Origin of the sequence: Enterobacter sp. BNK-8 (assembly GCF_048685095.1) — a bacterium.
GTDB classification, from domain to species: Bacteria; Pseudomonadota; Gammaproteobacteria; order Enterobacterales; family Enterobacteriaceae; genus Enterobacter; species Enterobacter quasiroggenkampii.
In genome coordinates, this window is record NZ_JBLQTN010000001.1 from 692,338 (window position 1) to 706,034 (window position 13,697).

General features: G+C 58.0%; 12 protein-coding genes and 1 other annotated feature. Of the genes, 10 read left to right on the forward strand and 2 right to left on the reverse strand.

Annotated features, from left to right (window positions below; all coding sequences use genetic code 11):
• The first annotated feature begins 100 nt into the window (after nucleotides 1-100).
• Nucleotides 101-3,448, forward strand: a complete 3,348-nt coding sequence (mscK, locus tag ACMGGU_RS03295) for a mechanosensitive channel MscK (RefSeq protein WP_229225358.1) — start codon at nucleotides 101-103, stop codon at nucleotides 3,446-3,448.
• Between the two features lies 1 nt (nucleotide 3,449).
• Here mscK and rsmS read toward each other — a convergent pair whose 3' ends face one another.
• Both rsmS and priC read right to left on the reverse strand, forming a co-directional pair.
• On the reverse strand, nucleotides 3,450-3,638 hold the full coding sequence (gene rsmS, locus ACMGGU_RS03300) for a pleiotropic regulatory protein RsmS (protein ID WP_111967307.1): 189 nt from the start codon (nucleotides 3,636-3,638) through the stop codon (nucleotides 3,450-3,452).
• A 14-nt stretch (nucleotides 3,639-3,652) separates the two neighbouring features.
• Complete coding sequence (gene priC, locus ACMGGU_RS03305) at nucleotides 3,653-4,180, reverse strand: primosomal replication protein N'' (protein WP_045909749.1); 528 nt, start codon at nucleotides 4,178-4,180, stop codon at nucleotides 3,653-3,655.
• Between the two features lie 50 nt (nucleotides 4,181-4,230).
• On the opposite strand from priC, the gene ACMGGU_RS03310 reads away from it, so the two are divergent.
• The 9 genes from ACMGGU_RS03310 (at nucleotide 4,231) to ACMGGU_RS03350 (ending at nucleotide 13,634) form a co-directional block, all read left to right on the forward strand.
• Entirely contained in the window at nucleotides 4,231-4,608 is a 378-nt protein-coding gene (locus ACMGGU_RS03310; protein ID WP_013095896.1) for a DUF454 family protein, read from the forward strand.
• Nucleotides 4,609-4,759: 151 nt separating this feature from the next.
• A complete protein-coding gene (gene apt / locus ACMGGU_RS03315; RefSeq protein ID WP_000127359.1) occupies nucleotides 4,760-5,311 on the forward strand; it encodes an adenine phosphoribosyltransferase in 552 nt (183 codons plus the stop codon).
• An 88-nt stretch (nucleotides 5,312-5,399) separates the two neighbouring features.
• Nucleotides 5,400-7,328, forward strand: a complete 1,929-nt coding sequence (dnaX, locus tag ACMGGU_RS03320; protein WP_395299848.1) for a DNA polymerase III subunit gamma/tau — start codon at nucleotides 5,400-5,402, stop codon at nucleotides 7,326-7,328.
• Nucleotides 6,658-6,722, forward strand: a sequence feature (DnaX frameshifting element). (Overlaps the previous gene by 65 nt.)
• A 54-nt stretch (nucleotides 7,329-7,382) precedes the next feature.
• Nucleotides 7,383-7,715, forward strand: coding sequence for a YbaB/EbfC family nucleoid-associated protein (locus tag ACMGGU_RS03325; protein WP_003858972.1), 333 nt, complete (start codon nucleotides 7,383-7,385; stop codon nucleotides 7,713-7,715).
• Nucleotides 7,715-8,320, forward strand: coding sequence for a recombination mediator RecR (recR, locus tag ACMGGU_RS03330; protein WP_008499298.1), 606 nt, complete (start codon nucleotides 7,715-7,717; stop codon nucleotides 8,318-8,320). Before ACMGGU_RS03325 ends, recR begins: the two co-directional genes overlap by 1 nt.
• A gap of 110 nt (nucleotides 8,321-8,430) precedes the next feature.
• The gene (htpG, locus tag ACMGGU_RS03335) at nucleotides 8,431-10,305 is read left to right on the forward strand and encodes a molecular chaperone HtpG (RefSeq protein WP_045909747.1); all 1,875 of its coding nucleotides are present in this window, start codon (nucleotides 8,431-8,433) and stop codon (nucleotides 10,303-10,305) included.
• A gap of 229 nt (nucleotides 10,306-10,534) precedes the next feature.
• Nucleotides 10,535-11,179, forward strand: coding sequence for an adenylate kinase (adk, locus tag ACMGGU_RS03340; RefSeq protein ID WP_006809841.1), 645 nt, complete (start codon nucleotides 10,535-10,537; stop codon nucleotides 11,177-11,179).
• Between the two features lie 125 nt (nucleotides 11,180-11,304).
• Nucleotides 11,305-12,267 (forward strand): ferrochelatase, encoded by a 963-nt coding sequence (hemH, locus tag ACMGGU_RS03345; RefSeq protein ID WP_045909746.1) that lies wholly within the window; start codon nucleotides 11,305-11,307, stop codon nucleotides 12,265-12,267.
• A 62-nt stretch (nucleotides 12,268-12,329) separates the two neighbouring features.
• Nucleotides 12,330-13,634: an inosine/guanosine kinase gene (locus ACMGGU_RS03350; protein WP_047716279.1), complete on the forward strand. Its 1,305-nt coding sequence runs from the start codon at nucleotides 12,330-12,332 to the stop codon at nucleotides 13,632-13,634.
• Nucleotides 13,635-13,697 lie beyond the last annotated feature (63 nt).

A 13,697-nucleotide genomic window follows, 5' to 3' on the forward strand; every position in this document is an offset into this window, starting at 1 on the left:
TTTATCTCAGAGGCTCACGTTCGCGCTATTCTGCTTCCGGCGAGCGTGATATTCTTCACGCCGGACTATTTTCGGTCATCTTCTGACATCATTCACAACTATGCTGCCCATCAATCGCTCGCAACATCCTGTTTTTGCATTGCTCTTTGCGATGCTGTTTTTCTTCGCCACGGCGCCGCTGACCTGGGCCCGCGCCGACAACAGCAACGATATCCCCACGCGTGCGGATGTTCAGTCGCAGCTCGACACGCTGAACAAACAAAAAGAACTCTCTCCTCAGGAAAAACTGACGCAGCAGGATCTGACGGAAACGCTGGAAACGCTGGATAAAATTGAACGCGTTAAGGCAGAAACCGCACAGCTCCGTCAGAAGGTGGCGCAGGCCCCAGAAAACATGCGCAGAGCGACGGAATCGCTGAATGCCCTGAGCGACGTGGATAACGACGACGAAACACGCAAAACGCTCGCCGCGCTCTCCTTACGCCAGCTCGAATCGCGCGTGGCGCAACTGCTCGACGACCTGCAAACGGCGCAGTCCGATCTCGCCACCTACAACAGCCAGCTTGTCTCCCTGCAGACCCAGCCCGAGCGCGTGCAAAATGCGATGTACGCCGCGTCTCAGCAGCTGCAGCAGATCCGCAACCGCCTCAACGGCACAACGGTAGGAGAGGGCACGCTGCGCCCGACGCAGCAAACCCTGCTGCTGGTGCAGCAGACGTTGCTCAATGCGCAGATTGAACAGCAGCGTAAAAGTCTGGAAGGGAATACGGTGCTGCAGGACACCCTGCAGAAACAGCGCGATTACGTCACCGCAAACATTAATCGTCTGGAGCACCAGCTACAGCTGCTGCAGGAAGCGGTTAACAGCAAGCGCCTGACGCTGACGGAAAAAACCGCCCAGGAGGCCGTATCCCCTGACGAAACCGCCCGCATCCAGGCCAACCCGCTGGTGAAGCAGGAACTCGAGGCCAACCACCAGCTTAGCCAGCGCCTGATACTGGCGACCGAAAACGGCAACTCGCTGGTTCAGCAAAATATCAAGGTGAAGAACTGGCTGGATCGTGCCCTGCAGGCGGAACGCAACATCAAAGAGCAGATCGCGGTCCTGAAAGGCAGCCTCCTGCTGTCGCGTATTCTCTACCAGCAGCAGCAGACGCTTCCGTCCGCCGATGAGCTGGAAGACATGACCAACCGCATTGCGGATTTACGTCTGGAACAGTTTGACGTCAACCAGCAGCGCGATGCCCTTTTCCAGAGCGATACCTTTGTCGCCAAAATTGAAGAAGGGCACTCCAGCGACGTGAACCCGGAAGTGCACGACGCACTGCTCCAGGTCGTGGATATGCGTCGCGAGCTGCTGGATCAGCTCAACAAACAGCTGGGCAACCAGCTGATGATGGCCATTAACCTGCAAATCAACCAGCAGCAGCTGGTGAGCGTCTCGAAAAGTCTGCAGGAGATCCTGACTCAGCAGATTTTCTGGGTAAACAGCAACAAACCGATGGACTGGGACTGGATTAAATCCTTCCCTGAGACGCTGAAAACGCAGATCAAGAGCATGAAGATCACCGTGAACTGGGAGAAAGCCTGGCCTGCGGTGATGATTGCCTTGCTGGCGGGGCTACCGCTGCTGCTGATCGCAGGCCTGATCCGCTGGCGTCTGGGTTGGCTGAAAAAATATCAGGCGAAGCTGGCGTCCGAAGTGGGGCAACTGCGTAACGATAGCCAGCTCCATACGCCAAAAGCGATTCTGATCGATCTCATTCGCGCCCTGCCGGTGTGCCTGATTATTCTGGCCGTGGGCCTGATCCTGCTCACCATGCAGCTCAACGTCAGCGATCTGCTGTGGGCGTTCAGTAAAAAACTGGCGCTGTTCTGGCTGGTGTTTGGCCTGTGCTGGAAGGTGCTGGAAAAAGACGGCGTGGCGGTGCGTCATTTCAACATGCCTGCGCAGCTGACCAGTCACTGGCGTCGTCAGATTGTGCGCATCAGCCTGGCGCTGCTGCCGCTGCACTTCTGGTCGGTTGTCTCTGAGCTTTCCCCGCTGCATCTGATGGATGATGTGCTGGGCCAGCTGGTCATCCTGCTGAACCTGCTGCTGATTGCTATCCTGATGTGGCCGATGTGCCGCGACAGCTGGCGTGATAAAGAGTCCCACAATATCCGTCTGGCCACCGTGACCGTGCTGGCGATCATTCCGCTGGCGCTGATGGTGCTGACGGCAACGGGCTACTTCTATACCACGCTGCGCCTGTCCGGGCGCTGGATTGAAACGGTCTATCTGGTGATCGTCTGGAACCTGCTCTATCAGACCGTGCTGCGCGGCCTGAGCGTGGCGGCCCGTCGCATCGCCTATCGCCGTGCCATCGCGCGTCGTCAACATCAGGTGAAAGAGGGGGCCGAGGGCGCGGAGCCGCAGGAAGAGCCGACCATCGCGCTGGAGCAGGTTAACCAGCAGACGCTGCGCATCACCATGCTGGTGATGATCGCCCTGTTTGCCGTGATGTTCTGGGCTATTTGGTCCGATCTTATTACCGTTTTCGCCTATCTCGACAGTATTACCCTCTGGCAATACAACGGAACCGAAGCCGGCGCGGCGGTCATGAAAAGCGTGACCATGGGCAGCCTGCTGTTTGCGCTGGTGTCGTCGGTGGTCGCCTGGGCGCTGATCCGCAACCTGCCTGGCCTGCTCGAAGTGCTACTCCTGTCACGTCTCAATCTTCGCCAGGGGGCGTCCTACGCCATCACCACGATCCTCAACTACGTCATCATTATTGTTGGAGCGATGACGGTCTTTGGTTCGCTTGGCGTCTCGTGGGATAAACTGCAGTGGCTGGCGGCCGCCCTCTCGGTCGGTCTTGGTTTTGGCCTGCAGGAGATCTTCGGTAACTTTGTCTCCGGCCTGATCATCCTGTTTGAACGTCCGGTACGTATCGGCGATACCGTCACCATCGGCACGTTCTCGGGAACGGTCAGCAAGATCCGCATTCGTGCGACCACCATCACCGACTTCGATCGCAAAGAGGTGATCATCCCGAACAAAGCGTTCGTGACCGAGCGTCTGATCAACTGGTCGCTCTCGGATACGGTGACGCGCGTGGTGATCCGCCTGGGCGTGGCCTATGGATCGGATCTGGATAAGGTGAAAGAGGTGCTGCTGAAGGCGGCGTCTGAACATCCGAAAGTGATGCACGATCCGGCTCCGGCGGTCTTCTTCACCACCTTTGGGCCGAGCACGCTGGATCACGAGCTGCGTTTATACGTGCGCGAGCTGCGCGATCGCAGCTACACGGTGGATGAACTTAACCGCTCTATCGATCGTCTGTGCCGTGAAAACGATATAAACATCGCCTTCAACCAGCTTGAGGTTCACCTGCGTAACGAGAAAGGTGATGAGCATACGGAAGTGAAGCGCGAGATTAAGGGTGATGACCCCACTCCGGCGTAATCTATAATTTTCCCTCTCCCTGTGGGAGAGGGTTAGGGTGAGGGCAACAGGCCTTCACCTTTGCCTCAAAATCCCGCCGTACAATCTCAAGTGCCTTAAGCACCGTCCCGGCGGGAATATCATGATTCTCCAACAGCATAATCAAATCGACGGCCAGCTTGACCTCATCGGGTGCATTTTCCAGTGACATGGGTGTGGCTCCTGTTAACGGGTCAAACGTTCTATGACGCGTTCAATTTCATCCAGCGCCTGACGGCAGCGGACGATGCGTCCTTCCAGCGCGCTAATCTCGCGCATCAATAACTGCTGCTCTTCCAGCGTTTCGCTGTTGTTCAGGCGCACCTCGCGTTCGCGCTTCATCTCAAACAGTCGGCGTTCAAACTCCTGGTTCTCCAGCCGCTTGCGCTGCCATTTGCCGAGCCCCGGCGAGGCGCTGTCCCAGGCGCGCAGCGGCCAGGCGGCGATTTCGCGATGCAGCGCGGTGATCTGCTCGGTGAGATGCGCCGCAAGCCATGCCACCTGTTCCTGCTGTTCATGCTCAACCGCATGGCGAAGCTCGTCGAGGTTCGTCTGCGCTTCAGCCAGGTAATCCTGAATAACGGTGCTGCGGGTCCGAAAAAGCTGCCGGTCAAAGCGCGGTTTCAGCGTGGCGTGCCCCATCAGCGGCGTGGCCTGCTCCCGCAGAGCAATCAGCTGATTTTGCAGCCTCTCAAGAAGCAGTGCTGTTTTCAAGGCGCTCTCCAGTGGTAAAGTAGCCGTTCAGTTTGATAACGATTCGCATTATGCAGCGTACTATTTTAATCATCATTGGCTGGCTCGCGGTAGTGCTTGGCACGCTGGGTGTGGTTTTACCCTTGCTGCCGACCACGCCGTTTATCCTGCTGGCGGCCTGGTGCTTCGCCCGCTCGTCACCGCGTTTTCACCACTGGCTGCTCTATCGCTCATGGTTTGGCGGCTATCTGCGGCACTGGCAAAAACACCGGGCCATGCCGCCCGGCGCCAAGCCGCGCGCGATCGCGGTGATCCTCATCACCTTCGCCATTTCATTATGGCTGGTGAAAATGATGTGGGTGCGGATCCTGCTACTGGTCATCCTGACCTGCCTGCTTATCTTCATGTGGCGGATCCCCGTGGTTGATGAAAAGCAACAAAAGCACTGAAGCCTTATCATGGCTGTTGCAATTATTGCGTACAGCCAGTAAATTCGACCGTTTTCGAGCACTGGCGCGCCTGGTTAAAGGTTAAACAATTGTTACCTTTGCCGACTCGTTGCGCGCCGTGAGTAACACTGTTTCATTTAGGCACAAACCGATGACCGCAACTGCACAGCAGCTTGAATATCTGAAAAACAGCATCAAAAGCATCCAGGACTATCCAAAGCCTGGCATTCTTTTCCGTGATGTCACCAGCTTGCTGGAAGACCCGAAAGCGTACGCGCTCAGCATTGAACTGCTGGTCGAGCGTTATAAAAACGCCGGGATCACCAAAGTAGTAGGTACCGAAGCCCGTGGCTTCCTGTTTGGCGCACCGGTTGCGCTGGCGATGGGCGTAGGTTTTGTGCCGGTGCGTAAGCCGCGCAAGCTGCCGCGTGAAACCATTGCAGAAAGCTACGAGCTGGAGTACGGCACCGATCAGCTGGAGATTCACGTTGACGCGATCAAGCCTGGCGACAAAGTGCTGGTGGTTGACGATCTGCTGGCGACCGGCGGCACCATTGAAGCGACCGTGAAGCTGATCCGCCGTCTGGGTGGGGAAGTGACCGACGCGGCCTTCATCATCAACCTGTTCGATCTCGGCGGTGAACAGCGCCTGGAAAAACAGGGTATTACCAGCTACAGCCTGGTGCCTTTCCCGGGTCACTAATCCCGGTTTTCACAACCTCGCTCAATGGGTGAGGTTGTGATAGCATTCCCCTCCATAAATTCACCTTCCAGCGTTGCAGAGCCTGCCCATGAGTTATCAGGTGTTAGCCCGTAAATGGCGACCACAAACCTTTGCTGACGTTGTCGGTCAGGAACATGTGCTGACGGCCCTGGCGAACGGCTTGTCGCTAGGTCGCATCCATCACGCCTATCTTTTTTCCGGCACCCGCGGCGTCGGTAAGACCTCTATTGCCCGTTTGCTGGCAAAAGGTCTCAACTGCGAAACCGGGATCACCGCCACGCCGTGCGGCGTGTGTGATAACTGCCGGGAGATCGAGCAGGGGCGTTTTGTCGATCTGATCGAAATCGACGCCGCTTCGCGCACCAAAGTTGAAGATACCCGCGACCTGCTGGACAACGTGCAGTACGCCCCGGCGCGCGGCCGCTTCAAGGTCTACCTGATCGATGAAGTGCACATGCTCTCGCGCCACAGCTTCAACGCCCTGCTGAAGACGCTGGAAGAGCCGCCCGCGCACGTGAAGTTCCTGCTGGCGACCACCGATCCGCAAAAGCTGCCGGTCACGATTTTATCGCGCTGCCTGCAGTTCCACCTGAAGGCGCTGGACGTTGAGCAGATCCGTGCGCAGCTTGAGCACATTCTTGATGAAGAGAAGATTGTCCACGAACCGCGCGCCCTGCAGCTGCTGGCCCGCGCGGCGGACGGCAGCCTGCGTGATGCATTAAGCCTGACCGACCAGGCGATTGCCAGCGGTGACGGCAAGCTCTCCACCGAGGCGGTCAGCACCATGCTCGGCACGCTGGATGACGATCAGGCGCTGTCGCTTATCGAAGCGATGATTGCCGCTAACGGCGAACGCGTGATGTCGCAGGTGAACGCGGCCGCTGCCCGCGGTATTGAGTGGGAAGGGTTGCTGGTTGAGATGCTCAGCCTGCTGCACCGCGTGGCGATGCTGCAGCTTTCTCCCTCCGCGATTGGTGCGGATATGGCGGCCATTGAACAGCGGATGCGTGAGCTTGCCCGCACCGTGCCGCCTGCCGACGTCCAGCTTTATTACCAGACGCTGCTGATTGGCCGCAAAGAGTTACCGTTTGCGCCGGATCCGCGGATGGGCGTTGAAATGACGCTGCTGCGCGCGCTGGCGTTCCACCCGCGCATACCGCTGCCGGAGCCGGAAGTGCCGCGACAGTCTTTCGCGCCGGTCGCGCCCACGGCGGTGATGTCACCGCAGCAGGTGCCGCCGCAGCCGACGTCGCCACCGCAGCAGAACGTACCGCTGTCGGATGCCACCAGTTCGGTGCTTGCCGCGCGCAGCCAGCTGCAGCGCGCCCAGGGAGTAGCCAAACCAAAAAAGAGTGAACCGGCAGCGCCAGGAAGAGCGCGGCCGGTGAACAACGCCGCGCTTGAACGACTGGCCTCGGTAACGGAGCGCGTACAGTCGCGTCCGGCACCGTCCGCGCTCGAGCAGAAAGCCCCGGTGAAAGAAGAGGCTTACCGCTGGAAGGCAACCACCATCACCGAAACCGTGAAGGAAGAGGTGGCCACGCCGAAAGCGCTGAAAAAGGCGCTGGAGCATGAAAAAACGCCGGAGCTTTCCGCGAAGCTTGCCGAAGAGTCGATTGCGCGCGATGCCTGGGCCGCCGAGGTCAGCAAACTCCAGTTGCCGAAGCTGGTCGAGCAGGTCGCGCTGAACGCCTGGAAAGAGCAGGACGGCAATCAGGTGCGTCTGCACCTGCGTCCGGGCCAGCGTCACCTGAATTCCCCGGGCGCGCAAAAGGCGCTGGCCGAGGCGCTTGCCGCTTTACAGGGGGCACCGGTTGAATTGACTATCATTGAAGATGATAATCCGGCAGTGAAAACGCCGCTCGAGTGGCGCCAGGCCATTTATGAAGAGAAGCTCGCGCAGGCGCGCGAGGCGATTATTGCGGATAACAACATTCAGACTCTGCGCCGGTTCTTCGACGCCGATCTGGATGAAGAGAGTATTCGCCCCATTTGATCGTGAGTCTGACTTACGGTTGTAATCCTTAAACGTGAAAGAAGAGAGAAGCCTATGTTTGGTGGAAAAGGCGGTCTGGGTGGCCTGATGAAGCAGGCTCAGCAGATGCAGGAAAAAATGCAGAAGATGCAGGAAGAGATCGCTCAGCTGGAAGTCACGGGTGAATCCGGTGCCGGTCTGGTCAAGGTGACCATCAACGGTGCGCACAACTGCCGTCGCGTGGAAATCGACCCGAGCCTGCTCGAAGACGACAAAGAGATGCTGGAAGATCTGGTTGCAGCCGCGTTTAACGATGCCGCTCGCCGTATCGACGAAACCCAGAAAGAGAAAATGGCCTCCGTGTCCAGCGGCATGCAGCTGCCGCCTGGCTTCAAGATGCCGTTCTGATGCAAACCAGTCCGCTGCTCACGCAGTTAATGGAAGCACTGCGCTGCCTGCCGGGCGTTGGCCCGAAGTCGGCGCAGCGCATGGCGTTTACGCTATTGCAGCGCGACCGCAGCGGCGGGATGCGCCTGGCGCAGGCTTTAACCCGCGCCATGTCAGAAATCGGTCACTGTGCGGATTGCCGTACCTTTACCGAGCAGGACGTGTGTAACATCTGCACGAACCCGCGTCGTCAGGAAAACGGCCAGATTTGCGTGGTGGAGAGTCCGGCGGACATCTACGCCATCGAACAAACCGGGCAGTTTTCCGGCCGCTATTTCGTGCTGATGGGGCATCTCTCCCCGCTGGACGGTATTGGTCCGGACGATATCGGTCTTGACCGCCTTGAACAGCGTCTTGAGTCCGAAACGATCAAAGAGGTGATCCTCGCCACCAACCCCACGGTGGAAGGGGAGGCAACCGCCAACTATATTGCCGAGCTGTGCTCGCAGTATGGCGTTGACGCCAGCCGCATCGCCCACGGCGTGCCGGTCGGCGGCGAGCTGGAGATGGTGGACGGCACCACGCTGTCGCACTCTCTGGCCGGACGTCACAAGATTATTTTCTGACCAAACGGAGGCTGCACGCGCGGCCTCCGCTTGAAAATTTCCCCCCGTATCCCCATCTCTCACTCAACGTTTTAAAACCCCATTAAATGGCATTGTTGAGGTCGACATAGATGAAAGGACAAGAAACCCGTGGTTTCCAGTCAGAAGTAAAACAGCTTCTGCACCTGATGATCCATTCCCTGTATTCCAACAAAGAAATTTTCCTGCGTGAGCTGATTTCCAACGCCTCGGATGCGGCGGACAAGCTGCGCTTCCGCGCGCTGTCTAACCCGGATCTGTACGAAGGCGACGGCGAGCTGCGCGTGCGCGTCTCGTTTAATAAAGAGAACCGCACCCTGACTATCGCCGATAACGGCATCGGGATGAACCGCGACGAGGTGATCGACCACCTCGGGACCATCGCGAAATCCGGCACTAAGGCGTTCCTGGAGTCCATGGGCTCTGACCAGGCGAAAGATAGCCAGCTCATCGGCCAGTTCGGCGTCGGTTTCTACTCGGCATTCATCGTGGCGGACAAAGTCACCGTGCGCACCCGTGCGGCGGGCGACAGCGCTGAAAACGGCGTGCTGTGGGAATCCAAAGGGGAAGGCGAATACACCGTTGATGACATCACCAAAGCGGACCGCGGCACCGAAATCACCCTGCACCTGCGTGAAGGGGAAGATGATTTCCTGAACGACTGGCGCGTGCGCTCCATCATCAGCAAATATTCCGACCACATCGCCCTGCCGGTCGAGATTGAAAAACAGGAAGAGAAAGACGGTGAAACCGTGGTTTCTTGGGAGAAAATCAACAAGGCGCAGGCGCTGTGGACGCGCAACAAGTCTGAAATTAAAGACGACGAGTACAACGAATTCTACAAGCATATCGCCCACGACTTTACCGACCCGCTGACCTGGAGCCACAACCGTGTGGAAGGTAAGCAGGAGTACACCAGCCTGCTGTACATCCCGGCACAGGCGCCGTGGGACATGTGGAACCGCGATCACAAGCATGGCCTGAAGCTGTACGTGCAGCGCGTCTTCATCATGGATGACGCCGAGCAGTTCATGCCGAACTACCTGCGCTTTGTCCGCGGCCTGATCGATTCCAACGATCTGCCGCTGAACGTCTCCCGTGAAATTCTGCAGGACAGCACCGTCACCCGTAACCTGCGCAACGCCCTGACCAAACGTGCGCTGCAGATGCTGGAAAAACTGGCGAAAGACGATGCGGAAAAATATCAGACCTTCTGGAAACAGTTCGGCCTGGTGCTGAAAGAAGGCCCGGCAGAAGACACCGCGAACGTTGAAACCATCGCCAAACTGCTGCGCTTCGCCTCTACGCACACCGACTCCTCCGCGCAGACCGTGTCGCTGGAAGAGTACGTCTCCCGCATGAAAGAAGGGCAGGAGAAGATCTACTACATCACCGCCGACAGCTACGCCGCGGCGAAGAGCAGCCCGCACCTGGAGCTGCTGCGTAAGAAAGGCATCGAAGTGCTGCTGCTTTCTGACCGCATCGACGAGTGGATGATGAACTACCTGACCGAGTTCGACGGTAAGGCGTTCCAGTCCGTTGCCAAAGCCGACGAATCTATCGACAAGCTGGCGGATGAAGTGGATGAGAACGCGAAAGAAGCCGAGAAGGCGCTGGAGCCGTTCGTTGAGCGCGTGAAAACCCTGCTGGGTGACCGCGTGAAAGAGGTGCGTTTCACTCACCGTCTGACCGACACCCCGGCCATCGTCACCACCGATGCCGACGAAATGAGCACCCAAATGGCGAAGCTGTTCGCGGCAGCGGGTCAGGCGGTACCGGAAGTGAAATATATCTTTGAGCTTAATCCGGATCATCCGCTGGTGAAACGTGCGGCGGATACCCAGGACGACGCCCGCTTTGCCGAGTGGGTTGAACTCCTGCTGGATCAGTCCCTGCTGGCCGAACGCGGCACGCTGGAAGATCCTAACCTCTTCATTAAACGTGTGAATGCGCTGCTGCTGGCGTAATTAAACACCTGCCCCTCACCCTGGCCCTCTCCCCAAAGGGGAGAGGGTATAATCGTCCCCTCTCCCCTTTGGGGAGAGGGTTAGGGTGAGGGGGCATTCTCGCATTATCCCAAATTATCTCCCCCCATTAACCGTTTCAGCCTTCCTGCCTTCCTTGAGCGATGCCCGTTCTGGTGGTATTGTTTAGCGCTTTTGAAAAATTGAAACGACTTTTGAGGGGATTTTCGCAATGCGTATTATTCTGCTTGGCGCTCCGGGCGCGGGTAAAGGAACTCAGGCTCAGTTCATCATGGAGAAATACGGTATTCCGCAAATCTCCACCGGTGATATGCTGCGCGCCGCTGTTAAATCTGGCTCCGAGCTGGGTAAACAGGCGAAAGACATCATGGACGCAGGCAAGCTGGTGACCGACGAGCTGGTAATTGCTCTGGTCAAAGAGCGCATTGCTCAGGAAGACTGCCGTAACGGTTTCCTGCTGGACGGCTTCCCACGCACCATTCCTCAGGCTGACGCCATGAAAGAAGCGGGCATCAACGTGGACTACGTTCTGGAGTTCGACGTACCGGACGAGCTGATCGTTGACCGCATCGTTGGCCGTCGCGTACACGCTGCTTCTGGACGCGTTTACCACATCAAATTCAACCCGCCTAAGGTTGAAGGCAAAGATGACGTGACCGGCGAAGAGCTGACCACCCGTAAAGACGATCAGGAAGAGACCGTGCGCAAGCGCCTGGTGGAATACCATCAGATGACCGCGCCGCTGATCGGCTACTACACCAAAGAAGCGCAGGCGGGTAACACCAAATACGCCAAAGTCGACGGCACCAAAGCCGTGGCTGATGTACGTGCAGAGCTGGAAAAAATCCTCGGCTAATTGCACTTCTCTCACCCGGGTCCTCCGGGTGAGAAATATTCTCATCTTACCTATTGCAGCAATGGGTTCCGTTTAAACGCATTTCCGCTACAATTGACAACCATTCAAATGGTTAAGAGGCGTGAATGAGTCAGGCGAAAACCGGCATCCTGCTTGCCAATCTGGGCACTCCAGAAGCACCTACATCAGACGCGGTAAAACGCTACCTGCGACAATTTTTAAGCGACACGCGCGTCGTGGATTTTCCGCGACTGCTGTGGTGGCCGCTGCTGCGTGGCGTCATTCTGCCGATTCGTTCTCCGCGCGTCGCCAAACTCTATCAGTCCGTATGGATGGAAGAGGGCTCGCCGCTGATGGTCTACAGCCGTCGCCAGGAAAAAGCGCTGGCTGCCCGCCTGCCGGAGATGCCTGTCGCGCTCGGCATGAGCTACGGCAAACCCTCTCTGGAAAGCGCGGTAGAATCCCTGCTGGCGCAGGGCGTGGACCATATCGTGGTGCTGGCGCTCTACCCGCAGTACTCCTGCTCGACGGTGGCCGCCGTCTGGGACGAGCTGGCGCGCATTCTGGCGACCCGCCGCCGCATTCCGGGCGTGACCTTTATTCGCGACTACGCGGATAACGAGCTGTACATCAAGGCGCTTGCTAACAGCGCGCGCGCGTCGTTTGAAAAGCACGGTGAGCCGGATCTGCTGCTGCTCTCCTATCACGGGATCCCGCAGCGTTTCGCTAACGAAGGGGATGATTACCCGCAGCGCTGTCGCGATACCACCCGCGAGCTGGTCTCCGCCCTTGGCCTGCCGCCGGAGAAGGTGATGATGACCTTCCAGTCGCGCTTCGGCCGCGAGCCGTGGCTGACGCCGTACACCGATGAAACCCTCAAAATGCTCGGCGAGAAGGGCGTGAAGCATATTCAGGTGATGTCGCCGGGCTTCTCGGCAGACTGTCTGGAAACGCTGGAGGAGATTGCGGTGCAAAACCGGGAATTTTTCCTGGAGGCTGGCGGCGAAAAGTACGAGTACATTCCGGCGCTTAACGACTCGCCTGAGCATATCGACATGATGGTCTCACTGGTGACGAACAGCCGCTGATCGCACTCCGGGCCGGGTTTGTGCTACCATTCCCGGCCCATATTCTTCGTACAGTTCAGACCATGAAATTTCCCGGTAAACGTAAATCCAAACACTACTTCCCCGTCGATGCCCGCGATCCGCTCCTGCAGCAGATCCAGCCAGAAAATGAAACCAGCGCGGCGTGGGTCGTCGGTATCGATCAGACGCTGGTGGACATTGAGGCGAAAGTGGATGATGCGTTTGTCGCCCGTTACGGTCTGAGCGCCGGACATTCGCTGGTGATTGAAGACGACGTTGCCGAAGCGCTGTACCAGGAGCTGGTGCGCGAAAACCTGATTACCCATCAGTTCGCCGGTGGCACCATCGGCAATACCATGCATAACTACTCCGTGCTGGCCGACGACCGTTCGGTACTGCTCGGCGTGATGTGCAGCAACATTGAAATTGGCGGCTACGCTTACCGCTATCTGTGCAACACCTCCAGCCGTACCGATCTGAACTATCTTCAGGGCGTCGACGGCCCGATTGGCCGCTGCTTTACGCTGATCGGCGAATCCGGCGAGCGGACCTTTGCCATCAGTCCTGGGCATATGAACAAGCTGCGCGCGGAAAGCATTCCCGAAGAGGTGATTGCGGGCGCCTCGGCGCTGGTGCTGACCTCCTACCTGGTGCGCTGCAAGCCGGGCGAGCCGATGCCTGAAGCGACCATGAAGGCGATTGAGTACGCGAAGAAGTACGACGTGCCGGTCGTTCTGACGCTGGGCACCAAATTCGTGATTGCCGATAACCCAGAGTGGTGGCAGGCGTTCCTGAAAGAGCACGTCTCGATTCTGGCGATGAACGAAGAGGAGGCCGAAGCGCTGACCGGTGAAAGCGATCCGCTGCTGGCGTCCGATAAAGCGCTGGACTGGGTGGATCTGGTGCTCTGCACCGCGGGCCCTGTCGGACTGTATATGGCCGGCTTCACGGAGGAAGAGAGCAAACGCAAAACCCAGCATCCGCTGCTGCCCGGCGCGATTGCCGAGTTTAACCAGTACGAGTTCAGCCGCGGCATGCGTTACAAGGATTGCGTGAATCCGCTGCGTATTTATTCTCACATCGCCCCCTACATGGGCGGTCCGGAGAAGATCATGAACACCAACGGCGCAGGCGACGGCGCGCTGGCCGCGCTGCTGCACGACATTACCGCCAATGCCTACCACAAAACCAACGTGCCGAACTCCAGCAAGCATAAGTTCAGCTGGCTGACCTATTCGTCGCTGGCGCAGGTGTGCAAGTACGCCAACCGCGTAAGCTATCAGGTGCTGAACCAGCACTCACCGCGCTTAACGCGTGGCCTGCCGGAACGGGAAGACAGCCTCGAAGAGGCGTATTGGGACAGGTAAAAGAAAACCCCTCACCCTAACCCTCTCCCCATAGGGGAGAGGGAACTTGAACACCCTCTCCCC